The sequence below is a fragment of the Pseudomonas sp. 21LCFQ02 genome (assembly GCF_024129895.2).
Classification (GTDB): Bacteria; Pseudomonadota; Gammaproteobacteria; order Pseudomonadales; family Pseudomonadaceae; genus Aquipseudomonas.
Map to the genome: position 1 here is coordinate 1,421,913 of NZ_CM178749.1, position 23,563 is coordinate 1,445,475.

General features: G+C 63.7%; 20 protein-coding genes. 10 read left to right on the forward strand and 10 right to left on the reverse strand.

Features of this window, described 5'->3' with window-relative positions:
- From tssG to tssA, 10 genes are all read right to left on the reverse strand, one after another.
- On the reverse strand, window positions 1-1,044 hold the full coding sequence (gene tssG / locus NJC40_RS06665; RefSeq protein ID WP_253142822.1) for a type VI secretion system baseplate subunit TssG: 1,044 nt from the start codon (window positions 1,042-1,044) through the stop codon (window positions 1-3).
- Window positions 1,008-2,864 (reverse strand): type VI secretion system baseplate subunit TssF, encoded by a 1,857-nt coding sequence (tssF, locus tag NJC40_RS06670; protein ID WP_253142817.1) that lies wholly within the window; start codon window positions 2,862-2,864, stop codon window positions 1,008-1,010. The genes tssG and tssF overlap by 37 nt, the downstream gene beginning before the upstream one ends.
- Complete coding sequence (gene tssE, locus NJC40_RS06675) at window positions 2,861-3,364, reverse strand: type VI secretion system baseplate subunit TssE (RefSeq protein WP_492180510.1); 504 nt, start codon at window positions 3,362-3,364, stop codon at window positions 2,861-2,863. The genes tssF and tssE overlap by 4 nt, the downstream gene beginning before the upstream one ends.
- 5 nt (window positions 3,365-3,369) lie before the next feature.
- Window positions 3,370-3,780, reverse strand: coding sequence for a hypothetical protein (locus NJC40_RS06680; protein ID WP_253142815.1), 411 nt, complete (start codon window positions 3,778-3,780; stop codon window positions 3,370-3,372).
- A gap of 23 nt (window positions 3,781-3,803) precedes the next feature.
- Window positions 3,804-4,253, reverse strand: a complete 450-nt coding sequence (locus NJC40_RS06685) for a hypothetical protein (RefSeq protein ID WP_253142814.1) — start codon at window positions 4,251-4,253, stop codon at window positions 3,804-3,806.
- Window positions 4,250-4,687 (reverse strand): type VI secretion system amidase effector protein Tae4, encoded by a 438-nt coding sequence (locus tag NJC40_RS06690; RefSeq protein WP_253142813.1) that lies wholly within the window; start codon window positions 4,685-4,687, stop codon window positions 4,250-4,252. The genes NJC40_RS06685 and NJC40_RS06690 overlap by 4 nt, the downstream gene beginning before the upstream one ends.
- A gap of 80 nt (window positions 4,688-4,767) precedes the next feature.
- The gene (locus NJC40_RS06695; RefSeq protein ID WP_045485680.1) at window positions 4,768-5,256 is read right to left on the reverse strand and encodes an Hcp family type VI secretion system effector; all 489 of its coding nucleotides are present in this window, start codon (window positions 5,254-5,256) and stop codon (window positions 4,768-4,770) included.
- 137 nt (window positions 5,257-5,393) lie between these two features.
- Window positions 5,394-6,887: a type VI secretion system contractile sheath large subunit gene (tssC, locus tag NJC40_RS06700; RefSeq protein WP_253142812.1), complete on the reverse strand. Its 1,494-nt coding sequence runs from the start codon at window positions 6,885-6,887 to the stop codon at window positions 5,394-5,396.
- Window positions 6,888-6,901: 14 nt separating this feature from the next.
- A complete protein-coding gene (gene tssB, locus NJC40_RS06705) occupies window positions 6,902-7,432 on the reverse strand; it encodes a type VI secretion system contractile sheath small subunit (protein WP_045485686.1) in 531 nt (176 codons plus the stop codon).
- A gap of 86 nt (window positions 7,433-7,518) precedes the next feature.
- Window positions 7,519-8,538: a type VI secretion system protein TssA gene (tssA, locus tag NJC40_RS06710; protein WP_253142821.1), complete on the reverse strand. Its 1,020-nt coding sequence runs from the start codon at window positions 8,536-8,538 to the stop codon at window positions 7,519-7,521.
- Between the two features lie 425 nt (window positions 8,539-8,963).
- Between tssA and tagH the strand changes: the two genes are divergently transcribed.
- The 10 genes from tagH to NJC40_RS06760 are packed head-to-tail and all read left to right on the forward strand — an operon-like array spanning window position 8,964 to window position 23,561.
- Window positions 8,964-10,466, forward strand: a complete 1,503-nt coding sequence (gene tagH, locus NJC40_RS06715; RefSeq protein WP_253142811.1) for a type VI secretion system-associated FHA domain protein TagH — start codon at window positions 8,964-8,966, stop codon at window positions 10,464-10,466.
- A gap of 29 nt (window positions 10,467-10,495) precedes the next feature.
- Window positions 10,496-11,011: a type VI secretion system lipoprotein TssJ gene (tssJ, locus tag NJC40_RS06720; protein ID WP_253117064.1), complete on the forward strand. Its 516-nt coding sequence runs from the start codon at window positions 10,496-10,498 to the stop codon at window positions 11,009-11,011.
- 15 nt (window positions 11,012-11,026) lie between these two features.
- A complete protein-coding gene (gene tssK, locus NJC40_RS06725; RefSeq protein ID WP_253142810.1) occupies window positions 11,027-12,361 on the forward strand; it encodes a type VI secretion system baseplate subunit TssK in 1,335 nt (444 codons plus the stop codon).
- Between the two features lie 7 nt (window positions 12,362-12,368).
- Window positions 12,369-13,658, forward strand: coding sequence for a DotU family type VI secretion system protein (locus tag NJC40_RS06730; RefSeq protein WP_253142809.1), 1,290 nt, complete (start codon window positions 12,369-12,371; stop codon window positions 13,656-13,658).
- Window positions 13,655-17,158 (forward strand): type VI secretion system membrane subunit TssM, encoded by a 3,504-nt coding sequence (gene tssM, locus NJC40_RS06735; RefSeq protein ID WP_253142808.1) that lies wholly within the window; start codon window positions 13,655-13,657, stop codon window positions 17,156-17,158. The genes NJC40_RS06730 and tssM overlap by 4 nt, the downstream gene beginning before the upstream one ends.
- Entirely contained in the window at window positions 17,155-17,826 is a 672-nt protein-coding gene (gene tagF, locus NJC40_RS06740; protein WP_045485698.1) for a type VI secretion system-associated protein TagF, read from the forward strand. Before tssM ends, tagF begins: the two co-directional genes overlap by 4 nt.
- The gene (locus NJC40_RS06745; protein ID WP_045485701.1) at window positions 17,826-18,542 is read left to right on the forward strand and encodes a PP2C family protein-serine/threonine phosphatase; all 717 of its coding nucleotides are present in this window, start codon (window positions 17,826-17,828) and stop codon (window positions 18,540-18,542) included. Before tagF ends, NJC40_RS06745 begins: the two co-directional genes overlap by 1 nt.
- 8 nt (window positions 18,543-18,550) lie before the next feature.
- Complete coding sequence (locus NJC40_RS06750; protein WP_253142807.1) at window positions 18,551-21,643, forward strand: serine/threonine-protein kinase; 3,093 nt, start codon at window positions 18,551-18,553, stop codon at window positions 21,641-21,643.
- Complete coding sequence (locus NJC40_RS06755) at window positions 21,643-22,362, forward strand: ABC transporter ATP-binding protein (RefSeq protein WP_253142806.1); 720 nt, start codon at window positions 21,643-21,645, stop codon at window positions 22,360-22,362. The genes NJC40_RS06750 and NJC40_RS06755 overlap by 1 nt, the downstream gene beginning before the upstream one ends.
- The gene (locus NJC40_RS06760; protein ID WP_253117026.1) at window positions 22,359-23,561 is read left to right on the forward strand and encodes an ABC transporter permease; all 1,203 of its coding nucleotides are present in this window, start codon (window positions 22,359-22,361) and stop codon (window positions 23,559-23,561) included. Before NJC40_RS06755 ends, NJC40_RS06760 begins: the two co-directional genes overlap by 4 nt.
- The last annotated feature ends 2 nt before the right edge of the window (window positions 23,562-23,563 follow it).

Sequence of the window (23,563 nt, forward strand, 5' to 3'; positions counted from 1 at the left end):
TCACTTGCTCCTTGAGGTCGTTACCGAGCTGGCCTGGTCGGCGTAGTGCCGGGCCAGGATCAGGTCGTCGGCGTCTTGTGCCGGTGTGCCCAGCCAGGTGTTGAATCCCAGCCGTTGACGGTTGTTGAGTTGCAGGCGCGGAACCTCGGGCTGCTCCAGCATCAGGTTCAGGTCCCAGTCCAGTTCGTGGCCCAGGTACTCGGCGACCCAGGCCACCAGTTCGCGAAACGGCTGGCCATCGGGCAGCATGCCCATGTAGTCGTCGAGCTTGAGCGGCCCCAGCCGAATTCTGAATTTGTGCTGGCGATCCCACACATGACTGCCCAGGCACAGGTCCATGCCGAGCCGGTTGGCGGTCACCCCGACCCGGCTGCGCTCGGGCAGCTCCAGCCATTGACCGACGTATTCCTCGATGTTCACCGGCACGCCGAAGTATTCGCTGAGGATCGCCCGTAATCCGTCGGGGTAGCGGGTCTGGGCGGCGAGGTGGCCGCTGTAGTGGAGCATCGCGGTGCCGGGCAGTTCGCTCTGCTCCAGTTGCCCTGGCAAGCCACGGCCACACAGCGCGGCCAGCCGCCCGGACCAGTAATCATCGTCAGGCCGGTCGTGGCTGACGGTCGGTCGGGCTTCGGCCCAGGCGCGGTAGAACAGGCTCAACAGGCGGTGGTGGAACACATCCAGAAAGCGCTTGCTGGTCGGGTCGGCGTGATGGCGCTGGCGCTCGCGCACGTACTCGGTCAGGTGCAGCGGCAGCGGACCATTGGGGCCGCCGAGGCCGAAGAAAAACTGTTCCAGGCGCGCCGGCAGCTCGTCATCGCCCGGCTGTACGCTGGCCAGGGTCGAGGGTGCGAAGGCGCTGTCCTGACGCTGGCTCAGGCGCACCGGATCATCGGCCAGGCGCAGCGAATGGCCGAACCTTGGCAGGTCGGGATTTTCATTCTCGATGCGCCGCAGCGCCTGGAAGAAGTCGTACTCCCAGGGTTTTTCCTGCATCTGCTCCAGGCTGCTCACAGCGTCGGCCGCCGGCCGGGCGTGGCTTTCCAGCGCATGATCTCGCCGCGCTCGGTGCTGCGCAGCACGGTTTCGGTAAAGCTGTTGATCGAGACGTAACGGGCCAGGAAACGCTCGAATACCGCGCCGAGCAGGAACACGCCGCTGCCGCGAAAGGCGTTCTCATCGAAGCTCAGGGTGATTTCCAGGCCGCGGCCGAACACGATCGGGCCAGGCATCGGCAAGCGTCGGGTCACCGGCTTGCTGCTGACTTCGTGCAGGCCCTCGATCTGCAATTGCAGCGCGGCATCCTGATCGTCACCGTACAGGCGCAGCAACTCGCGCAACGCCGCCGCGCCCTGACCCTGTTCACTGAGTGACAGGTAGTTCAGCGACAACTGGCTGATCAGCCGCCAGGCTTTATTGTCATGCGCATGGCTGGCGCGCGGACGACTGGGGCCGGCCAGGCAACGGATGGCGGACACCGGCGCGCTGTCGGCCAGGGTGAAGTCGCTGTCACCGCCCAAGCGCATGAACAATGGCAAATCCCGGTTTGTGCACAGCGCGCTCAGGCCCAACTGGCGCAGGTCGTGGCGCCACGGCGATTGCTGGCTATCGACCAGGCTGATGAAGGTTTCACTGCCCACGTAGCTGGAACGGGTGCCGGTGCGGCGTTGCTCGCTGGACAGCACGCGGGGCTCGCGGCGCAGGATGTAATAGGCCTTGTCGCGGCCATAGCGCGACGGCTCACGCACGGCATAGAACGGCAGGAACGACTGATCGGGACCGGTGCCATGGCCGGTGACGCCGGTCAACGAGTGAATCTCGAAATCCATTGGCCGGGTGCGGTCGGCAATCGCGTGGTACTCATGCACCCGGTCGGTCAGGTGGATACGGTCCAGGCGGCGCGCAAACAGGTTGATCGCCGGTGTGCAGTACGGCACCAGGTGCTCGCGGCCAATGCTGTTTTCCAGCTGCGGGTCCAGGCGCTCGAACAACACAATCAGTTCCAGCTCCTGACCATGGCAACGCTGCACGGCGCGTTGCAGGCCACTGAAATCGACGAACAGAAAACGCTGCGGCAGGGCGAAATATTCCTGCAGCAAGCGATAGCCCTGGAACGCCTGGGGCACGACTGGCAAGGCGGCTTCGCGGTCATCGAAGCCGCAGGGGCGCAGGCTTTCTACCGGTATGCGCTCGACCCAGTCGCGGCCCGGCTGACGGGCGAATACCGCGCAGGTATTGCCCAGCAATTGTTCGTAGAGTCGATAGGGCAGTTCGTCGGTACCGTTGAGGTACAACGGCAGGTTGTCCAGCTTCAGGCTGTTGAACGGCAGTTCGGCGCCGCTGCGCAAGGTGATCCGCAGCGCCGCCTTGGCCTTGGGCTCTGCGGCGGCCAGCCGGCCCAGCACGGTGCCCGGGTTGCCGAAGTATTCGGCCTGGCTGACCTGCACCGGCCACAGGTTGACGTCCTGGGTGCTGCGGTATTCGCAGGACGTCTGCGAGTCGCGGCCCAGCGCGGCGCGCAGCACACTGCCGCGTGGCAGGGTAAAACCGTCAGCCAGCGAACCTTCGTCCGGGTCGGCCTGCATCTGCACCACGGTCATCGACGGCGTGGGCGCCAGGTAATGCGGGTAGGCGACTTCCAGCAGGTTATGAGTAAAGGTCGGGTACTCGGCATCGAGCTTCAACTGCACCCTGGCGGTCAGGTAGGCAAAGCCTTCGAGCAGGCGTTCGACATACGGGTCGGCGCACTCCATCCCTGACAGGGTCAGGCGCCCGGCGATCTTCGGATACTCGCGGGCGAACTCGGCAGCACTTTCACGAATGTGCTGCAGCTCCTGGTTATACAGCCCGAGCAGGCGCGGATTCATGAGCGTCTCCGTTGATCGGCAGGCAGCACCTGCACATGGCCGGACTCCAGGTCCAGTTCGGTGCGCAGCAGCAAGGGCAGTGCCACCGGCTGGGCCCACAGGTCGCCCTGAATCTCGAAGCTCAGGGCGTTATGGTTCATCTGTTCTGAACCGACATGCGCCCGGACCCGCACGGTATGCGCCAGCAGGCGCGGTTCATAAGTGGTAATCGCCCGGTGGATCAGGGTTTCCAGCACTGCGATATCGACCCCGGAGACGCTGGTGCCAGCCAGCGCCGGCAAGCCGTAATTGACCACCGAGGTGCCGGCCGGGGTGTGCAGCGTGGCATCGGCGTCGAGCAAGGAGGTGGTGTTGAGCAACCAGCTCAAGTCGCGCAGCACCGAGGCCTTGAGCTGGCTCAGCGACAACACGCGCTTGTCGGCGCTTTCCTGCGGGTTGCCGGGGTCGTCGTCGGTCAGACGGTCGAGCAGGGAAGGTTGCAGGCGCTCGCGCGGGGTCATGGGACTTACCAATCGAATACCCCGGTATAGGCTTTCTGGTCGCCCTTGCCACGCATGCAACTGGCGTAGCGTCCTGCAACCGATGGTTCAAGTTTTCCCTTGTAAAGGCGGATCGCCTGATATTGCGAGCGACATTCGCTAGGCGTATCCGCAAGTGTCTTGATGTGCAGTGCCATTACGATCGGCACATTCTGGAATGTTTCGATGTGAGCCTTTGCGGGCTCACTGATGCTGAAATGACAAGGCCAAGGTATATCCAGCATCAGCAAGCTCTGGTCAGGTTTGCGCAACGCACAACGGTGCTGCTGATTCTCCAGCGCATAGCTCTGACCTGCCAGTACAGCCTCTAATGGCAAATCTGCATCGACGGCTTGGCCAGCCTGTGCCAGACCGGGCAAAAGCGCGGCAAGCAGCATGATATGAGCCGCCCTGATCATGCTCACCACTGGAACAGACCGCTGAACATTTTCTGATCCTGTTGGCCGATATTGCACATCGCACTTTTATTGACTCGTGATATCTCCAGCGTGCCATTGCGCAAGCGGACGGCCTGGGATTTCTTGATGCATTCGATATCAGGTGCGGGGTTGGCCTGAACGTGCTCGACCAACACGATGGGCGTCTTGTTGAACACTTCGGTCTGGACTTTGCCCTGCTTGTCGGGTGTGAACTGGCAGGGCCACTCCATACCCATTTTCAACTGGCTTTTGTCCGACCTGACCAATACGCACTGGCCGTCTGCTTCGATCAGATGCACAGATGAATTGCCCACTGTCGCTTGGGTCAGTTGCTTTGATTGAACGTTCGTTTGCCCGTCGGGTTGCGCACAGGCACTCAGGCTGAACAACGCGCACGCAATCAGAGTGGCGCTTGAAAAAAGATTGCTCATGGCAGCTCCCAGAACCAGACCTGCTTGGACAGGTAGTCGCCGTCGTTGAAGCCTTGAGTCAAGCCCCGATTCCAGAGATCGATATGATCGCCGCTGCGTTGTTCCAGCGTTTCTGATGCTCTGCGAAAGCAATCCTTGAAGAAAATGATGCCACGCTTATCACGTAGCACTTGTCGGTCAGCGGCACTGCCACCGATGATCAGTGGACGGCCCAGATGATGACGCCACAACCAGTTGGCCAGCGACTCTGCACCACGGGCATGGTCGTGTTTGCACTTTGGTTCGGTGTAGGTCGATTTATTGATGCGAATGCTCTTTTCGCCGTTAAGCGCGATGCTCATGCGAATGGCGCACTGGTTTCCCCAAGGCTGGTCGCAAGGATCGGCAACTTTTGGGTAGGCCTGCTGCAAATTGATAAACGAAGGCTTTGCCACAACTCAGTCTCCTTGCCACATCAATCGGAGTCTTCCTGAAGCCGATCGCTCCCGATGCATGCACCGGGAGCGAGTCCGGATCAGATCTTGACGTTGGAGCGAATGTTCCAGCCGTACTTGATCGGGCCGCCTTCCTTGGTGCCGTCGGCCTTCTGTGGCTGATAGTCGACGGTGACTTTGGCGAAGTTCAGCGTGACGTTCTCGATCAGGCGATCATCGCTGCCCGAACCGCCGGTGCTCAGCGAGGAGATCAGCACTTCTTCGAGGTTGATGATCAGGTACTCGACCTGATTGTCGCCGCCGGCCTTGCGCACGGTCAGGGTGACCTTGGCGACGTGCTTGCCGCTGGAGCAATGCATCATCAGGTTGGGGGTCGCTTTATCGACGTATTTGGTCAGCGACAGGTCCTGGATACTGACCTTGCCAGCGCCGCCGCCGGTGCCGGTGTGCATGTTGCCGGACTGGGACATGCCCCAGCTCCAGTTCAGCACTTCGATTTCGTCCTTGTGAGTCTTGTCGACCGACTCGCCCTTGATGTCACCGATCTTGATGAAAATATCGACAGCCATGTTTTTCTCCTGAGGTGGCATGGGCCACGGATATGATCTTGGGTTGACCGGCAGGAGCGGGCTTGATCGCGAAGCATTATTCGCGAGCGAGCTCGCTCCCACCGTGGTACGACGCCAATGTGGCGGTTAACCCCGGGTTATGCGCCTTTGGCCGACGGCAGCTTGGAAACCAGACGCAACGACACGGTCAGGCCTTCGAGCTGGTAGTGCGGACGCAGGAAGAACTTGGAGGTGTAGTAGCCGGGGTTGCCCTCGACGTCCTCGACCACCACTTCGGCTGCGGCCAGCGGGTGCTGGGCCTTGGTGGTTTCGGTGGAGTGGGTCGGGTCGCCGTCGACATAGTTGAGGATCCAGTCCTGCAACCAGCGTTGCATGTCGTCGCGCTCTTTGAACGAGCCGATCTTGTCGCGCACGATGCACTTGAGGTAATGCGCGAAGCGGCAGGTGGCGAACAGGTACGGCAGGCGCGCGGCCAGGTTGGCGTTGGCGGTGGCGTCCGGATCGTCATACTCGACCGGCTTTTGCAACGACTGGGCGCCGATGAAGGCGGCAAAGTCCGTGTTCTTTTTGTGCAGCAGCGGCATGAAACCGTTCTTGGCCAGCTCTGCCTCGCGGCGGTCGGAAATGGCGATCTCGGTCGGGCACTTCATGTCCACGCCACCGTCGTCGGTGGGGAAGGTGTGCGCCGGCAGGTTCTCGACCTCACCACCGGATTCCACACCGCGAATCCGCGAGCACCAGCCGAAGTGCTTGAACGAGCGGTTGATGTTCACACCCATGGCGTAGGCAGCGTTGGCCCAGGTGTACTTGGCGCTGTCGGCACCGTCGGTGTCTTCTTCGAAGGCGAAGGCTTCCACCGGGTCGGTCTTGGCGCCGTAAGGCAGGCGCGCCAGGAAGCGCGGCATGGTCAGGCCGATGTAGCGCGAGTCTTCAGACTCACGCAGCGAGCGCCAGCCGGCGTACTCCGGGGTGGTGAAGATTTTGCTCAGGTCGCGAGGGTTGGACAGCTCCTGCCAGGAGCCCATGCCCATCACGGTTGGCGAGGCCGCCGAGATGAACGGCGCGTGCATCGCGGCGCAGACTTTTGACAGTTCACCCAGCAATTCGACATCCGGCGGCGACTGATCGAAATAGTAGTCGCCGATCAGGCAGCCGTAGGGCTCGCCGCCGAACTGGCCGTATTCCTCTTCGTACATCTTCTTGAAGATCGGGCTCTGGTCCCAGGCGGTGCCCTTGAACTTCTTCAGGGTCTTGTGCAGCTCCGGCTTGGAGATGTTCAGCACCCGAATCTTCAGTTGCTCGTCGCTTTCGGTGTTATTGACCAGGTAATGCAGGCCGCGCCACGCGCTTTCCACCTTCTGGAACTCGTCGTGGTGGATGATCTGGTTGACCTGGGCGGTGAGCTTGGCGTCAATGGCCGCGATGATCGACTCGATCGACTTGATCGCGTCATTGGACACCAGGCTGGTTTGCGCCAGGGCCTGTTCGGCCAGGGTTTTTACCGCCGTTTCTACCGCTTCGCGGGCGCGCTCGGTCTTGGGTTTGAATTCCTGCAACAGCAACGAGGCAAATTCGCTGGTCTGTTCCTGAGAAGCCGGCTGGCTCTGGGTGTCGCGCAACAGTTCGCTCATGATCAAAGGTCCTCTCAGGCGTTGGGCTCGGCGTCATTGGAAGTGGCATCGCCAGGCTTGGGTGCGCTGGCAAGGGCCTGGAGCAACGCCGGGTCCTTGATCGCCTTGAGGATGATTTCCTCGGCGCCGGTCTTGCCGTCCATGTAGGTCAACAGGTTGGCCAACTGGGTACGGGCTTCGAGCAACTGGTTCAGCGAGTCGACCTTGCGGGCCACGGCGGCAGGGCTGAAGTCGTCCATGCTTTCGAAGGTGATATCCAGGCTCAGGTTGCCTTCACCGGTCAGCTCGTTGGGCACATGGAAGGCCACGCGTGGTTGCAGGGCCTTGAGCCGCGAGTCGAAGTTGTCGACATCGATCTCCAGAAACTTGCGCTCGGCCACCGGTGCCAGGGGCTCGGCAGGCTTGCCGGTCAGGTCGGCCATGACGCCCATCACGAACGGCAACTGGACCTTTTTTTCGGCGCCGTACAGTTCCACGTCGTATTCGATCTGCACACGGGGCGCACGATTGCGCGCAATGAATTTCTGCGAACTGGTTTTCGCCACGTTGCTTCTCCTGGTCGCTGTTGCGACGGTGTTGGCATCAATGCCGGTAACGGGCTGCACGATTGGGGCGTGATCCGGGTGGCGGATCAGTCAGCCTCGGGGCCGCGCAGGGTTTCAAACTGGGACATGCCGTCGGGAATCAGATTGCGCACGATGCTGGCGAAGTCGGCGTGGACCAGCCCTCTGGCCCTGTTCAACAGCACCGGCAACGGGCTGGAAGGCTCATGGCGGGCGTAGTACGCCAGCAGGCGCTCAAGGTTACGCACGACATCATCACGATCAGTAATCTCGCCGCTCGCGCGGGGTGCGGCGGCGACCGGGGCAGGTGCTGCGGCATGCGGCTGGTCGCTGGCGGCGGGCTCATCGTGGGCTGGCGGGGCGTGTGCCGGGGCCGGCTCACCGAGAGCCTGCAAGGCCTGCCGCAAGGGCTGTTTGAGCGGCGTCAGGTCGACGCCCTGGGCCGAGCCGACCTGCTCGTTGACGAAGGCCTCGATGCCTGTCGCTCGTTGCAGCGCCAGGCTGAGTGCGTCCCGGGTGTCCTGCAGGCTCTGCGGATCGCTGTCGCGCAGCGCGGCGTTGAAGGTGTCGAGGCTCAGCGACTCATCGCTGGCAATCGCCACGCCACTGGCATGCAATGCGGCGCGCAGGCTCAGCGTACCGAAGGCTCTTGAGCGCACCAGCGGGCTGTCACGCAGCAAGCGCAGATTGGTGTCGCCGCTCAGACCTGCCAGGGCATTGATGCGCAGGGTCGGATCGTTGTCGTCATCGGCGTCGAGCAACGGATACAGCCCGTCCCAGTACTGACGCAGCAGTTGCTCGATCAGATCCAGGGTGTTGGCCAGGCCTGCAATGCCATCGAGTGCCAGTGCACTCTGGGCCAGGAAATGGGTGATGCGCAGGTCTTTGCTGCGCTGTAACAGGGCACTGCTGGACTGCTCTATCTGGCGCCACTGTGGTGGTTCGGCCGGTTGCACGGCGTCGCCCATGATGCGCTCGGGTTTACCCAGGGCATCACGCTCCAGTTGCAAAAAATCCGCGTTATATTCCAGGTCTTCGCCACACGGCAACTGGGCTGAAACAGCGCTAAGCAACATTGCGACATCCACCACGTCCGATCTCCTTATCTGTCAGATGATGTCTTGCAGTCGTTTGGGGAAATTTTTTTTGAACCATTTATTAGTGTGGATGTCGCACTTGGTTAGTTAGTGGCAACGTGATATCACACAATATCAGGAGTTGTGCATTCTTGAAGTAGCGCGCAGGGCTTGTCAAGGTGCTTATATGCAGCCGAAAGAGCGGTTGTGACGCAGGTAACAGCTTGTATGTTATTTTGACATCGCCCGCGTCGGCATGATTATCATGGCGCCGCAACCGACGGTCAGTCGGGGCTTAGTGCAAATAGGAAATTATTGAACTTTAGCGAAAGATGCCTGTCAGGGGCTGATTCGCGGCCTTTTCAGCGTAGCGAGAGCAGCGCGGGCAGTTTGCAGGGCACTCAGAAGTTAGTGTGCAAGATAAGCAGGGAATCGCAATGTCACTGAGCTTGACGATCACTAGTTACCATAAAATCACGCCCGGTCAGTGCGCTGAAAAGACACTGGATACCGGAGTGATGGCAATTGGCCGTAGTCAGGATAATGACTGGGTACTTCCTGATCCCGAGCGCCTGGTATCTTCGCGGCATTGCGTCATCCAGTATAAGGATGGCCGCTACTACTTGACCGATAACAGCACCAACGGGGTAGAGCTGGTGCAGGCCGGGGTGCGTCTACGGCGGGGCAACAGTGAAGTACTGCAAGACGGTGAAGTTATCCGTATTGGTGAGTACGAGATTCGCGCGCGTATCGACTTTGATATGCAACTGACGGATCAGGCCGCCCCGCTCAGTGAATCCCCCAACAGTTTTGAAGCACTGATGAGCCGTCAGGAAAGCAACTGGCAGACGCCGCAAAGTGCGCCGGCGGTCGCATCCGGCATGGCTCATTTGCAGGGCGGCTCGGCCCAGGACACCTTCCCGGACCTGTTCGACTTTCTGGGCAGCTCCAATGTCGCGCCGGCCACCCAGCCCGACCATGTACCGGCCCGCCAGCATGATTTCCGCCCACCAACTGCGGTGTTACTCGACAAGCCGGTAGCGCCGCCAGCGCCAGCCGCCGAGGCGGGTGCCGGTCTGATTCCGGATGACTGGGACCCGTTTGCCGATCTCGGCGCCGTTGCCGCCCAGCCATTCGTGGCCACGGTCGAGCCGGTGCCGCCAGCACAAGACATGATTGTCGAGGCAAAGCCTGCCGCGCCAATCCCGCCAATCCCGCTTGTCGAGCCTGAGACCGAGCCGTCCATACCCGTGCCGCCTGTACCCGTGCCGCCTGTACCAGCATCGTTGGCACCTGCTCAGCCGTCGCGGCCAGCCGCTGCGGTGACTGCTGCAGCCGCCCCGGCACCGAGTGGCGAACTGCTCCAGGCCTTTCTGCGCGGCGCCGGTCTGGACCATTTGCGTATCGACCCTCAGCAGGCCGAGGCGCAGATGGAGGCTATCGGCCGTAGCTACCGGCTGATGGTCGAAGGACTGATCGACGTGCTGCGCGCCCGCACCAGCCTCAAGGGCGAGTTTCGCATGCATCAGACGATGATCCGCCCGGTCGAAAACAACCCGCTGAAGTTCGCGCCCAACGCCGATGAAGCGTTGTTGCTGCTGCTGCGCCATGGCAATCAGGCCTTCATGGACCCCGAGCAGGCGGTCAACGACAGCTTCGACGACCTGCGTGCGCACCAGTTGGCGGTGATGGCCGGTGTCGAGGCGGCCATCAAGCACCTGCTCAAGCGTTTCGAACCGGCCGAGCTGGAAGCACGCATGGGTAAGCCTGGCGGGCTGTCGAACCTGTTCAGCGGTTCGCGTCAGGCGCAGTACTGGCAGCAGTTCACCGCGCTGTACCAGCGTATTTCCCAGGAAGCCGAAGACGATTTCCAGGACCTGTTCGGTCGCGAGTTCAGCCGTGCCTATGAAGCGCACAGCGAACGCCTGCGCCGCTCTTGAGAACCCTCTGTGAGAATGCCCCTGTGAAAATGCCGCTGCTCGCCACCGTTGCCCGAATTGCTGTCCTGGCCAGCCTGCTCAGTGCCTGTTCCAGCGCTTCGTCGCCAGCGTCCGGTCCTGCCTCGCAAACGTCTGGCGACGACGCCAGCGTGACCCTCGACATCCATGCCAGTGCCACGCTCAACCCCGGCGCCACCGGGCAACCGGCACCAGTGCGGGTGCGGATCTTTGAACTCAAAAACAGCGCAGCTTTCAGCCGCGCCGATTACTTCGCGCTGGCCGAGCGTGGCAGTCAGACCCTGGGGGCTGACCTGGTCGATCAGGACGAAGTGCTGATCAGGCCCGGCGAAACCCGCAGCGTGGTGCGCCCGCTCAACCCGGCGACCCGGCATATCGGCCTGGTGGTCGGCTACCGCGAAATCGACCGTGCCCGCTGGCGCACGGTCCTGAACCTGACGCCGCAGCACGGCTCGCACTACCGGATCGACCTCGATGCGCTGGCGATCAGCAGTGCTGCCGCCGCCGCAACCCGCCCCGCTCAATAGGCAATCGGAGAACCCATGTCCTGGAACAATCGTGTGGTCTGGTCGGAAGGCATGTTCATCGGAACACAGCATTTCCAGCAGCATGACCGTTACCTGGAAAACCTGATCGACGCCCGCAGCCGCCCGCTGTCGGCGGCGGCCTGGGGGTTTTCCGAACTGCTCATCGATCAGGGCCTGCTGGCCCAGGGCAAGCTGGCCATCGTCGCGGCCCGTGGCCTGTTGCCTGACGGCACGCCGTTCAACATCCCTCACGATGATCCGGCACCGAGCCCGTTGAGCATCGATGACAGCCTGCGCGATGGCCTGGTGTACCTGGGCCTGCCGCTGCGCCGGGCCGGGGTGCGTGACACGGTCGAGCAAGGCGAGGCTGCGGGGGCGGCACGTTATCAGAGCCAGGTGCGTGAAGTGCGCGACGACAATGCGCAGTTCGAAAGTCGTGCGCCGGTGGCGGTCGGCTCACGGGCGCTGCGCCTGCTGACCGACAAGGACGGCCTGAGTGACTACGCCGTGCTGGGCGTGGTGCGGATCATCGAAAAGCGCGCCGACAACGTACTGTTGCTTGACGAGCAGTACATCCCGCCGCTGCTGGATGTGGCGGTGAGCCGTCCACTGAGTGCATTTCGCAGTGAGCTGCAAGGCTTGCTGCGCCAGCGTGGCGAGGCGCTGGCCGGGCGGGTGGTGGCTTCGGGTGCCGGCGGCGCCTCGGAAATTGCCGACTTCATGCTGCTGCAACTGGTCAATCGCGCCGAGCCGCTGATCCAGCATCTGGGCCAACTCAGCCCGCTGCACCCGGAGCGCTTCTACAGCGAGCTGGTCAGCCTGGCCGGTGAGTTCGCGACCTTCTCGACCCGCGAGCACCGCCCGCAGGAGTTCCCGCGTTATCAGCACGACGACCTGCAAGTCAGCTATGCGCCGGTCATGCAGGCCCTGCGCGAGGCGCTGTCGATGCTGATTGACAGCAAGGCAGTACCGATTCCGATCGTCGAAAAAGCCTACGGCGTGCACGTGGCAATGCTGGCGGACAAGAGCCTGCTGGACAACGCCAGTTTCATTCTGGTGGTGCGCGCCGATATTCCGGGCGAAACCTTGCGGGCGCGGTTCGGCCAGCAGAGCAAGATCGGTTCGGTGGAGCACATCCGCGACCTGGTCAACCTGCAACTGCCGGGCATTGGTCTGCTGCCGTTGCCGGTGGCGCCACGGCAACTGCCGTTCCATGTCGGTTCGACCTACTACGAACTGGACCGGGGCAGCGAGCACTGGCAGCAACTGAGCCGCTCCGGTGGTTTTGCCTTTCACATTGCCGGTGAATTTCCCGGCCTGAACCTGGCTTTCTGGGCGATTCGAGGATAACGCGGCGATGCATTCGAACGACGATCGCACCCAGTTCATGCCGCGTCCGGGCGGCCGCCCGGCGCCCTCCAGCGCGCCGGTACCACAGCCGCCGAGCGAAGCCTCAGGTCCGGCCCTGGCGGCGGGTCAGGGCGACGGCCTCAACCCGCTGGAGGCTGCCGCCGGCCCTTTGCTGGCGTTGCTGACCCGGCTGCGCAACACCATCGCCCATCCGGCCCCGGCCAGCTTGCGCGCCCAACTGCTGGCCCAGTTGCGCCAGTTCGAAGAGCGCGCCGATGCCGCCGGTATTGCGCGTAACGACGTGCTGCTGGCGCGTTACGTGCTGTGCACCGCGCTGGACGAAGCGGTGATGAGTACCCCGTGGGGCGGCGCCAGTGACTGGGGCAAGCAGAGCCTGCTGGTCACCGTGCATAACGAAAACTGGGGCGGCGAAAAGTCCTTTCAGTTGCTTGAGCACTGCCTGCAAACGCCGCGCGAACGTTTGTATCTGCTGGAGCTGCTGTACCTGTGCATGAGCCTGGGTTTCGAGGGCAAGTATCGGGTCATGAACAACGGCCGCAGCCAGCTTGAAGCCGTGCGCGAGCGCACCAGTGCGGCGATTCGCAGTGCCCGTGGCGAGCGTGAGCAAGAGCTGTCGCCGCGCTGGCGTGGGCTGGTGCTGGCCCGTGACCGGCTGGCTCAGTTCATGCCGCCCTGGGTCGGTGTGGCGATTGGCGTGGCGTTGCTGTTGCTGCTGCTGTTGGGCTTGCGGATGAAGCTGGCCAATGACGCGGAGCCGGTGTTCAAGCGCATTCATGCGCTGGGCGAAATCCCGGTGCAGGCCATCGATCGGCCAGTGATCCAGCCCAAAGTGGTCGAGCGTCCGCGTCTGGCGGGCTTTCTGGCTGACGAGATTCGCGCCGGCAAGGTTGCTGTGCAAGACGCCGTAGACCGTTCGGTGGTGACCATTCGCGGTGACGAACTGTTCGCCTCGGGCAGCGCAACCATTGTCGATGCCTATCAGCCGCTGATGCTGCGTATCGCCGAAGCGGTGAGCAAGGTCAAGGGCGAGGTGCGCATCACCGGGCATAGCGACAACCGACCCATCGCCACCCTGCGTTTCCCGTCCAACTGGGCGCTGTCCCAGGCCCGTGCCGAGCAAGTGCTGCAAATCCTCGCCGCCCGCACCGGCCAGCCGCAGCGCTTCACGGCCGAAGGCCGCAGTGACACCGAGCCGGTGGCCTCCAATGCCACCAGCGAAGGACGGGCGAAGAATCGTCGGGTTGAAATCACCGTACTGGCGGAGGGCGTCGAGTGAAGGCGTTTCTGGGGTTTGTCATTCGCTGGGTGGTGCCGGTACTGGGGCTGATTGCCCTGAGCCTGATCATCTGGTTTGTGGGTCCGCTGCTCGATGCGCTGGTCCCGGAAGGCCGGCGCTGGGTGCTGATCGGCCTGCTCTGGGCGGTGTGGATCGGCTGGCGGCTGTACCGCATTATCCAGGCGCGCCGCCAGGCCGCCAAAGTCATCGAAAGTCTGGCCGCCGAAACCGCGCCCGACCCGACCAGTGTCGCCACCGCCGAAGAACTGGCGACCTTGCGCCAGCGCATGGACGAAGCGCTGGCCCTGCTGAAAAAGGCCCGCCTGGGCGGTGACCAGCGGCGCAACCTGTATGAGCTGCCGTGGTACGTGATCATCGGCCCGCCGGGGTCGGGCAAAACCACCGCGCTGGTCAACTCCGGCCTGGACTTTCCGCTGGCTGCGCAGATGGGCAGCGGCGCGATCCGTGGGGTCGGCGGTACGCGTAACTGCGACTGGTGGTTCACCGACCGCGCCGTGCTGCTCGACACCGCCGGGCGCTACACCACTCAGGACAGCCACGCCCAGGTGGACAAAGCCGCCTGGCTGGGCTTTCTCGACCTGCTCAAGAGCCAGCGCCCGCGCCGGCCGATCGACGGTGCGTTCATCGCCATCAGCCTGTCGGACCTGTTGCAGTGCAGCGAACAAGAACGCGCTGCCCATGCGGTGGCGATCCGCAGCCGGGTTCAGGAGTTGCACGATCAGCTGGGTGTGCGCTTCCCGATCTATCTGATGCTCACCAAGCTGGACCTGCTGCCGGGCTTCATGGAGTTCTTTGATGCGCTGAGCAAGGATGAACGGGCCCAGGTGTGGGGCACCACCTTCGCCCTGGACGACGGCAAGAGCGCCTCCGGCCCGTTGCAGGATTTCCCGGCGGAACTGGCCGCGCTGGAACAACGCCTCAACGAGCGGCTGGTCGAGCGCCTGCAACAGGAGCGCGACCCGGCGCGGCGCGACCTGATCTATGGCTTCCCACAGCAGTTCGCTGCTTTGCGCCAGGCGTTGCAGGGCTTTCTGGAAGGCGTGTTCAAACCTAACCCTTATGAAACCCGGCCGTTACTGCGTGGGGTGTATTTCACCAGTGGCACCCAGGAAGGCAGCCCGATCGATCGCCTGATCGGCGTGATGGCGCAGAGCATGAGCCTGGACCGTCAACACCTGGCGCGGCAAAACGGCACCGGGCGCAGTTACTTCATCGAGAAGCTGTTCACCGCTGTGGCCTTTGCCGAGCAGGGCCTGATGAGCGCCGACCCGAAGGTTGAGCAGCGCCGCAAGTGGGTCGCCCGTGGCGTGCTGGCGGCCACCGTGCTGGTGGTGGTCACAGTGGCTTCGCTGTGGTGGGTCAGCTACCGCGCCAACCAGGATTACATTGCCCAGGTCGATGGCAAGCTCGCCCCGCTGGGCCAGCAGGTGCAGAACCTGAGCCCGGCGCAGCGCGATGTGCTGGCCGTGCTGCCGCTGCTCGATGCTGTGCGGCAACTGGCCGGTGATCCACCGGGCTGGTCCGAAGGACTTGGGCTGTATCAGGGTGACATGCTCGAAGCCGAATCCGGCAGCGTGTACCGCAAGCTGTTGATCGCGGTATTCGCGCCGCGGCTGGTCAGCCGCATCGAAGAACAGCTGCGTTCCGGCGGTTCTACGGACTATCTGTACGAGGGCTTGAAGGCGTACCTGATGCTGGCCGACCAGGAGCACTTCGATGCCGACTTCATCAAGGCCTGGATCAGCCTCGACTGGGAGCGCAACCTGCCCCGCGACCTGCCGCCCCAGCAGCGGCAGGCGCTGGCCGGGCACTTGCAGGCGCTGTTTGAACGGCATCCGCCCAAAGCACGCCTGGATCAGCCGTTGATCGAAGACCTGCGCCGCCAGTTGCAACAGTTGCCGGTGGCGCAGCGGGTCTATGACCGGGTCAAGCGTCAGAAGCTGCCTGACGGGGTGCCGGACTTTCGCCTCAATGAAGCGGCCGGGCGCGATGCGGCGCTGGTGTTCAGCCGCAAGAGCGGCAAGCCGCTAGGCGAGCCGCTCAGTGGCCTGTTCACCGCCAAGGGCTATCGCGAGGGCTTTTTGCGCAACAGCCTGAGCCAGGCCGGCGTGCTGGCCGAAGAGCAGTGGGTGCTGGGCAGTGCCCAAGGTGGCGTGCTGGATGTCGCCAGCCTGGCCGGTGAAGTGCGGCGCCTGTATTTCCAGGACTTCCTGCGCGAGTGGGATGCGTTGCTCGCCGATATCGACTTCGTGCCGATCACCAGTGTGGCCCAGGCGGCTGACGTGCTGCGGGTGATTTCCGGGCCTGACTCACCGCTCAAGAAGCTCCTGCAAGCGGTGGCCCAGCAGACCGACCTGCAAGCCGAACAGCGCCTGCTCGCGGCGCAGGGCAAGCCGGTCGAAGACGGCGTGGATCAACTCAAGCAGCGCCTGGGCTCATTGCTCGGTCAGGAACAACAGGCGGCCACGCCTGCTGCACAAACGGCCAATGACGACCCGGTCAGCGCGCATTTTGCCGAGTTGCGTCGGTTGGTGGGCAGCGCTGAGCAGCCGGGCAGCATTGATGCCCTGCTGACCGACATGAATGCCCTGTACGTGCAGGTCAGTGCCATGGTCGGGGCCAGTGGTGATGCCTTGCTCGGCGAAGCCAAGAACCAGGCCAGTGCTGCCGCCACGCGCGTCAACCTGAGCGCCGAACGTCAGCCGCCGGTGGTGCGCGGGCTGGTCAAATCAGTGGTCAACTCCACCACCAACACCATGATGGGCGGCGTGCGCAACCAGCTCAACGCGGCCTGGAGCAGCGAGGTGGTGAACGTCTATCGCCAATCGCTCAGTGGCCGCTACCCGCTGTCGGCGGGCAGCGCCCGCGATGCGACGCTGGATGACTTCGGCATGTTCTTCGGGGTTGGCGGGGTGATGGACAACTACTTCCGCAAGTACCTGCAACCGTACGTGGACACTTCGGCCAACCCGTGGCGCTGGCAGCCCGGTGCGGCGCAGAAACTGGGCATCAATGCCGGCGTGCTGCAGACCTTCCAGCGTGCCAGCGCCATTCGTGATGCGTTCTTCCGCGCCGGCGGCACCCAGCCGGTGGTGCGCTTCGAACTCAAACCGGTGGCCATGGATGCCTCGATCACTCAATTTCTGCTGGACCTCGACGGCCAGCAGATCAGCTACGACCACGGCCCGAGTCGCCCGGTGGCCATGCAGTGGCCCAACCCCGGCAGCATTGGTGTGGTACGCCTGTCGATCAGCCCGCCGTCGGCCAGTGGCCGCTCGGCCGTAACCCTGGACGGCCCGTGGGCCTGGTTCCGCCTGTTGGAGCAATCGGACCTGGTCGCGGGCAGTGCGCCGGACCGTTTCAACCTGCGCCTGCGTGTGGATGGCGCCAGCATCGCCTACGAGTTGCGCGCCAACAGTGCTTTCAACCCTTTCAAAAGCCGTGTCCTGAGCGGTTTCAGTCTGCCGGAGCGGTTATGACCCCAGAGCAACAACACCCTGGTGCGCCGGGTTTTTACGGCAAGCTGGCTTGCCGTGGCGACTTCGTCAGCCGCGGCCTGCCGCAGTCGTTCATCCAGCCTTGGGACCAGTGGCTGGCCGCCGGCCTGCTGGCCAGCCAGGAACAACTGGGCAGCGCCTGGCTGGAGACTTACCTGGTCAGCCCGCTGTGGCGCTTTGCACTGGCGCCAGGGGTCTGCGGAGCGCAAGCGGTGGCCGGGGTGCTGATGCCAAGCATCGACCGGGTCGGGCGCTACTTTCCATTGACCGTGGCAGTGACCCTGGCGCCGCATGAGTCGCTGAGCGCCTGGCTGCAGGCTGACGGCTGGTTCGAGCAGGCCGAAGCGCTGATGCTCGACAGCTTGCAGGCCGAGGCCAGTTTTGCCGACTTTGAAGCGCGTCTGCAGGGTCTGCCTGCGCCGCAGGGGGCACCGTGGATTGCTTCGCAGGTCGATGCCAGCCTGCAACGCTTCGCCGCCACCGATCCCCAGGCGCGCATGGCGGCCCTGGCCGAGCACACCTGTATCGGTTCCAGCCTGTGGTGGGGGCGTGGTGGTGAGCATATCCAGCCCGGCCTGTGGCGTTGCCCAGGGCTGCCGGCGGCCAGTGATTTCGCCCGCGCCTTGCTTGGCAAGGAGGGCCGTGCTTGATGACGTTGACTTACCAGGCGGCCAGTTACAGCCATACCGGCATGGTCCGTTCGCTGAACGAAGATGCCTGCCTGGCTTTGACCGAACGTGGTCTGTGGGTGGTGGCCGACGGTATGGGCGGCCATGCAGCGGGCGACTACGTGAGCAACCTGATTGTCGATTCGCTGCGCGGTGTCCCGCCGTTGGCCACGTTGCAGGTGTATTGCGATGCACTGCGCCAGCAACTGGACGACATCAACCGCGAAGTGCGCGCAGAGACGGTACGCCGCAAGGCGACCATGATGGGCAGCACCGTGGTGCTGCTGGCCGCACGTGATAACCAGGGCATCTGCCTGTGGTCCGGTGACAGCCGCCTGTACCGGCTGCGCGACGGCGTGCTGCAAAGCCTGTCCCACGATCACAGCTATGTGCAGGACCTGGTCGACAGCGGCCTGCTCAGCGAAGCCCAGGCGCGGGTTCATCCGCGCGCCAATATCGTCACCCGCGCCGTGGGCGTTGCCGACCCGCTGGAATTGTCACAGGTGACCTTGGACATTCAGGCCGGCGACACCTACCTGCTATGCAGTGATGGCCTGAACAAGACCGCCGAAGACCATGAAATCCGTGACGTACTCGGCCACCCGAACCCTTATGAAGTCGTGCGCAGCCTGGTCCATCTGGGGCTGACCCGCGGCGCGCCCGACAACATCACCGCCATTGTCGTCAAGGCCAGTTGAGAGCCGCTATGGACATGCAAATTCCTGGATTCGACATTGAAGGCGAAATTGGCGAAGGCGCGATGGCTACAGTGTATCTGGCCATCCAGCGTTCGCTGGAGCGCAAGGTAGCGCTCAAGGTCATGGCCGCCAGCCTGGCTGCCGACCCGAGCTTCTGCGAGCGCTTCCTGCGCGAAGGCCGCACCCTGGCGCGGCTGGCGCATCCGCACATTGCGACCATTCACGACATTGGCAACGTCGGCCCGCTGTACTACATGGCCATGGAGTATCTGCCCGCCGGCACGCTTAAAGAACGGATCGCGGCCGGGCTTTCAGATGAGCAGGGGCTGCTGTACATCCGCCAGATCGCCGCCGCGCTGGGCTACGCCCATGCCCAGGGTCTGGTCCACCGCGACGTAAAACCGGCCAACATCCTGTTCCGCGCCGATGGCACCGCGGTATTGTCGGACTTCGGCATCGCTAAATCACTGGACGACCGCACCCAGTTCACCCAGGCCGGATTTGCCGTGGGCACGCCGAGTTACATGAGCCCGGAACAGGCTCGTGGCCAAGAGATCGACGGCCGCGCCGACCTTTATGCGCTGGGCGTAGTGTTCTACGAGATTCTGGCCGGGCGTCTGCCGTACAGCGGCCCGGATGCGTTATCCACAGCACTGGCGCACCTGACCGAACCGCTTCCGGCACTGCCGGTGCAGCATGGCCGCTACCAGCACGTACTGACCCGCCTGCTGGCCAAAGACCCGGCCGAGCGGTTTGCCAATGCCCAGGTGCTGGTCGCGGCGCTGGACGAACTGATTCAGAGCGATAGTGAACGCACCCTGCTGCGTCCTTTACCAGTGGTCGATGCCCTGCCGGGTAATGAGCCGGTCAGCGAAGCCGCGACCGATGAGCTGGCCGGGCTGACGCCAGTGTCCATCGTGATTCCTGACAGCCCGCCACCGGCAGCGGCAGAGCCGGTCAACCGCCCCGCGCCGAATCTGAGCAAATCCCGGGCGCGCCCGGCGTTGCAGGATCAACCGCCCCGTCGCGGCCCCGCCATGGCCTTGCTGGCGGTGGCGATTGCCGCCGCACTGGGTATCGGTGCCGGTGGTTATCTCTGGCTGAGCGCTGACAAGCCCGCCGCTGCCCAAGGCGGCGCCGCGTCGGCCACGCCCCAGGCAGCAGCCACCGCAGCGCCGACGCCTGCAAGCACGCCAGCCACCGCAACGCCGGCCCTCAATGCCGCGCAACAACCGGCAACCGATACCGGCAAGCCGTTGCTGATGGCAGGCAAGCAGACCCTCTATCAACGGGTGCTGAGCAAGCCCGGTGCGCGGTTTGCCAGTGAGCCTGGTGGCAATGTTGATAAACCGCTGCCGGCCTTCTCGGTGCTGTATGTCTACGAGCGCCGCCAGGCAAACGGTGAGCCGTGGCTGCGGGTCGGTGCGGGCAGTGACGGGCGCAGTGAAGGCTGGCTGCCGGCCAGCCAGGTCAGCGACTGGAAGCAGAGTCTGGTGCTCAAGTTCACTGAACGCTCCGGGCGCTCGCCGGTGATGTTCCTGCGTGATCCCGGCAAACTGGAAAGCCTGATTGCCGATCCGGTAGCGGCGCGCAAGCTGTTGATGCAGGCGCAGAACGACACTCAGGACAACAGCCAGGTACTGGCCCTGGAACCGGCTGCCAGCGCTGTGCCGCAGGACCAGTTCTACCTGCTGCCGATTTTTGATTCGCGGGAAAGCTTCGACGAAGACGGTCAGCCGGTACAGATGCTCAACATTGCCTCGATCGACCCCGGCAACCTGCCGCAAAAGACCGCTGGCGATCAGCCCAGATCCGCAGGGGCCAGCAATGCATTTCGTACGGCGGTGGTACTGGTGGTCGATACCTCGGTGTCGATGCAGCCGTACATCGATCAGGTCCGTGAAGTCGTCCATCAGTTGCAGGACAAGATCGCCCAGCGCGGTGAGCTGGACAGCGTCAGCTTTGGCCTGGTGGGCTTTCGCAACAACACCAGTAAGACTCCCGGCTTGCAATACCTGAGCAAGACCCTGATCACCCTGGAGCAGGGCCGCGACCCGCAGCGCTTCCTGGAACTGGCCCGGCAGGTCAAGGCCACGCCAGTGTCCAGCCATTCATTCAATGAAGACGCCTTCGCCGGGATCATGCAGGCGGTCGATGGCATGGACTGGTCCGGCTACGGCGGGCGGCTGATCCTGCTGGTCAGCGATGCCGGTGCGTTGCGCAAGAGCGATCCGCTCAGCAGCACCCGGATGAACGAAGCCGAAGTGCGTCAGGCCGCACTGGGCAAGCAGATCAAAATCTACGCGCTGCATCTGCGCACCGAGGCTGGCAAGAAAAATCACGATTCGGCCGAACAGCAGTATCGGGTCCTGACCGCCGACCCGAACCCGCGCATTGGCGACCTCTATGTGCCGGTGGCCGGTGGTGATGTGCAGCAGTTCGGCGAGCGGGTTGGCGAGATCGGCTCGGTGTTCGCCGATTTGGTGCACCAGGTGCGCAGCAACCAGCCGCAAGCGGTACCGCTGCTGGCCAAGGCGCCCAGCCTGAGTGAGAAATCCGCCGCCGTCGGTTACGCCATGCACATGGATTTTCTCGGTCGCAAAGCGGCGATCCAGGCGCCGCAGTTGGTCAGTGCCTGGGCCGCTGACCGCGACCTGACCAACCCGGCGCTGCCGGCCTTTCAGGTCTGCGTGATGCTCACCAAACTGCAACTCAACGACCTGCAGCAATCGCTGAAGCTGATCGTCGATGCGGCGCGCAAGACCCAGACTTCACCCAAGGATTTCTTCCAGGAAATCGCCAGTGCCAGCGCTTACATGAGCCGCGACCCGCAAGCCTTGCGCAACGGCGCCAACCTGGCCGCTGGCGGGGTGTTGGGCGAATACCTTGAAGGGCTGCCGTACCGCAGCAAGTCGCTGAACATGACCCAGGATTTGTGGTTGTCGTTGAGCGTGGCCGAGCAGGAAGACTTTATCGACGAGCTGGAATCGAAGATCCGCCTCTACGAGACCTTCCACAACGATCTGGCCAACTGGGTCCGCTTCGGCGATGCCGAGCCGGGTGATGCGCTGTACCGCGTACCGTTGTCGACGCTGCCGTGATGCTCAGTTTGCGAGAGGTGCGCAAAACGCGCGGCAGCGCCAGCCAGCGTTACAGCCTGGTGATTCCGCGTCTGGAACTCGAGCGTGGCCAGTGTTGCGCGCTGGTCGGGCCGAGCGGTTGTGGCAAGAGCACCCTGCTTGATCTGTTGGCGCTGGTGCTGGCCCCGGATCATGCCCAGCGCTTTGACTTTTCCACCGCCCAGGGCGAGTTCGATATCGGCGGTCTGTGGCGTGAAGCACGTCAGGAACAACTGGCGGCGCTGCGCAGCCGGCATCTGGGTTATGTGCTGCAAACCGGCGGGCTGCTGGGGTTTCTGGACGTACGCAGCAATATCGAGTTGTCGCGGCGCCTGCTGGGCATGAACAACGACGGTACGGTCGAGCACCTGGCCGGGCAACTGGAAATCAGCGACCAATTGCGCAAGAAGCCTGCCGCGCTGTCGGTGGGCCAACGCCAGCGGGTCAGTTGTGCCCGCGCCCTGGCGCATTCCCCGCAACTGTTGCTGGCCGATGAACCTACCGCCGCGCTGGACCCGCTCAATGCCGGGCGAGTCATGCAGTTGCTGCTCAAGCAGGCCCGCAAACAGCAAGCCTGTTGCGTGATCGCCACCCACGACGAAGGGCTGGCCCGGCAATCGGGGTTGAGCCTGCTGCGCATCGACTGCCAGCGCGATGCCGATGGCGGCGTGACGGCCACGCTGGGGCAGGCCAGCTTATGAACCTGACCCTGATCGCCAGCATGGCCTGGCAGGACTACCGTGCCGACAGCCGTCTGTCGGCCTGCAGTGTGCTGGCGCTGGTGGCGGTGATCGCGCCGCTGCTGGTGCTGTTCGGCCTCAAGTTCGGCCTGATCGGCAGCCTCACCGAGCGCCTGGAACAGGACCCGGCGGTGCGCGAGATCATCCCGTTGGGCGGTGCACGCTTCAGCGCCAGCCAGATCGCTGACCTGAGCAAGCGCCCGGAGGTCCTGTTCGCCCTGCCGCGGACCCGGCAGATCGCCGCCGCCGCCGACCTGAGCCTGCCAGGCCAGTTGCAGGCCGTGAACGTCGAGATGATTCCCACCGCGCACGGCGACCCGCTGCTGGGTTCGCTACCGGTGCCGGTCGGCCTGGACAGCATGCTGCTGAGCAAGACCGCCGCCGAGAAGTTGCAGGTCAAGATGGGCGACTGGCTGGACGCGGCAATCACCCGGCAGGTCGCCGGTCGTGTTGAAGTGCGGCGGGTGCGCCTGAAGGTCGAGGCGGTATTGCCGCTTGAGGCGTTCCAGCGCGATGGCTTGTTTGCCAGCCTGGAACTTCTGCAGGCCGCAGAAGATTATCGCGACGGTCGTGCGGTGCCGGCACTGGACTGGCCGGGCGAAGCCAGACCGGCTGATGCACCGCGTATCTATCCGGCGTTTCGCTTGTATGCGCGGCATCTGGACGATGTCGAGCCGCTGCGTCGGCACTTTGCCGACAGCGGCATTCTGGTCGCCACCCAGGCCCAGGCCATCGCCCAGGTGCAGTCGTTGAGCCGCAACCTGACCATCGTGTTCTGGGTGATCGCCGCTCTGGCAATGGCCGGTGCCTGTGCGGCGATTTTCGCCGGCACCCTGGCGGCCATCGCACGCAAGCGCCGTGAACTATCGGTGTTGCGCCTGCTGGGGTTCGGCAGCGGCGCGCTGCTGGGGTTCGTCATGCTGCAGGCGCTGTACAGCGGGGTACTGGCCGCCGCCCTCGCCGCGTTGCTCTACGGCCTGGCCGAGTGGGGCCTGAATCGGCTGTTCGTGCAGGTGGCCGGTGAATACGCCAGCCACCTGCTGGCGCGTCATTACCTCGTGGCCCTGTTGGCCGTGCTGGGGGCCAGCGCCGTCGCCGCCGCCCTGGGCGGCTTGCGGGTGTCACGTATCCAGGCTTCGGAAGGAATCAGAGATGTTTGAGT

Excerpts from the sequence above, each read along its gene's own strand:
- tssF (WP_253142817.1), bottom strand. The coding sequence starts at position 2,864 with ATGAATCCGCGCCTGCTCGGGCTGTATAACCAGGAGCTGCAGCACATT.
- tssE (WP_492180510.1), bottom strand. The coding sequence starts at position 3,364 with ATGACCCCGCGCGAGCGCCTGCAACCTTCCCTGCTCGACCGTCTGACC.
- NJC40_RS06680 (WP_253142815.1), bottom strand. The coding sequence starts at position 3,780 with ATGCTGCTTGCCGCGCTTTTGCCCGGTCTGGCACAGGCTGGCCAAGCC.
- NJC40_RS06685 (WP_253142814.1), bottom strand. The coding sequence starts at position 4,253 with ATGAGCAATCTTTTTTCAAGCGCCACTCTGATTGCGTGCGCGTTGTTC.
- NJC40_RS06695 (WP_045485680.1), bottom strand. The coding sequence starts at position 5,256 with ATGGCTGTCGATATTTTCATCAAGATCGGTGACATCAAGGGCGAGTCG.
- tssC (WP_253142812.1), bottom strand. The coding sequence starts at position 6,887 with ATGAGCGAACTGTTGCGCGACACCCAGAGCCAGCCGGCTTCTCAGGAA.
- tagH (WP_253142811.1), top strand. The coding sequence starts at position 8,964 with ATGTCACTGAGCTTGACGATCACTAGTTACCATAAAATCACGCCCGGT.
- tssJ (WP_253117064.1), top strand. The coding sequence starts at position 10,496 with ATGCCGCTGCTCGCCACCGTTGCCCGAATTGCTGTCCTGGCCAGCCTG.
- tssK (WP_253142810.1), top strand. The coding sequence starts at position 11,027 with ATGTCCTGGAACAATCGTGTGGTCTGGTCGGAAGGCATGTTCATCGGA.
- NJC40_RS06730 (WP_253142809.1), top strand. The coding sequence starts at position 12,369 with ATGCATTCGAACGACGATCGCACCCAGTTCATGCCGCGTCCGGGCGGC.
- tagF (WP_045485698.1), top strand. The coding sequence starts at position 17,155 with ATGACCCCAGAGCAACAACACCCTGGTGCGCCGGGTTTTTACGGCAAG.
- NJC40_RS06745 (WP_045485701.1), top strand. The coding sequence starts at position 17,826 with ATGACGTTGACTTACCAGGCGGCCAGTTACAGCCATACCGGCATGGTC.
- NJC40_RS06750 (WP_253142807.1), top strand. The coding sequence starts at position 18,551 with ATGGACATGCAAATTCCTGGATTCGACATTGAAGGCGAAATTGGCGAA.
- NJC40_RS06755 (WP_253142806.1), top strand. The coding sequence starts at position 21,643 with ATGCTCAGTTTGCGAGAGGTGCGCAAAACGCGCGGCAGCGCCAGCCAG.
- NJC40_RS06760 (WP_253117026.1), top strand. The coding sequence starts at position 22,359 with ATGAACCTGACCCTGATCGCCAGCATGGCCTGGCAGGACTACCGTGCC.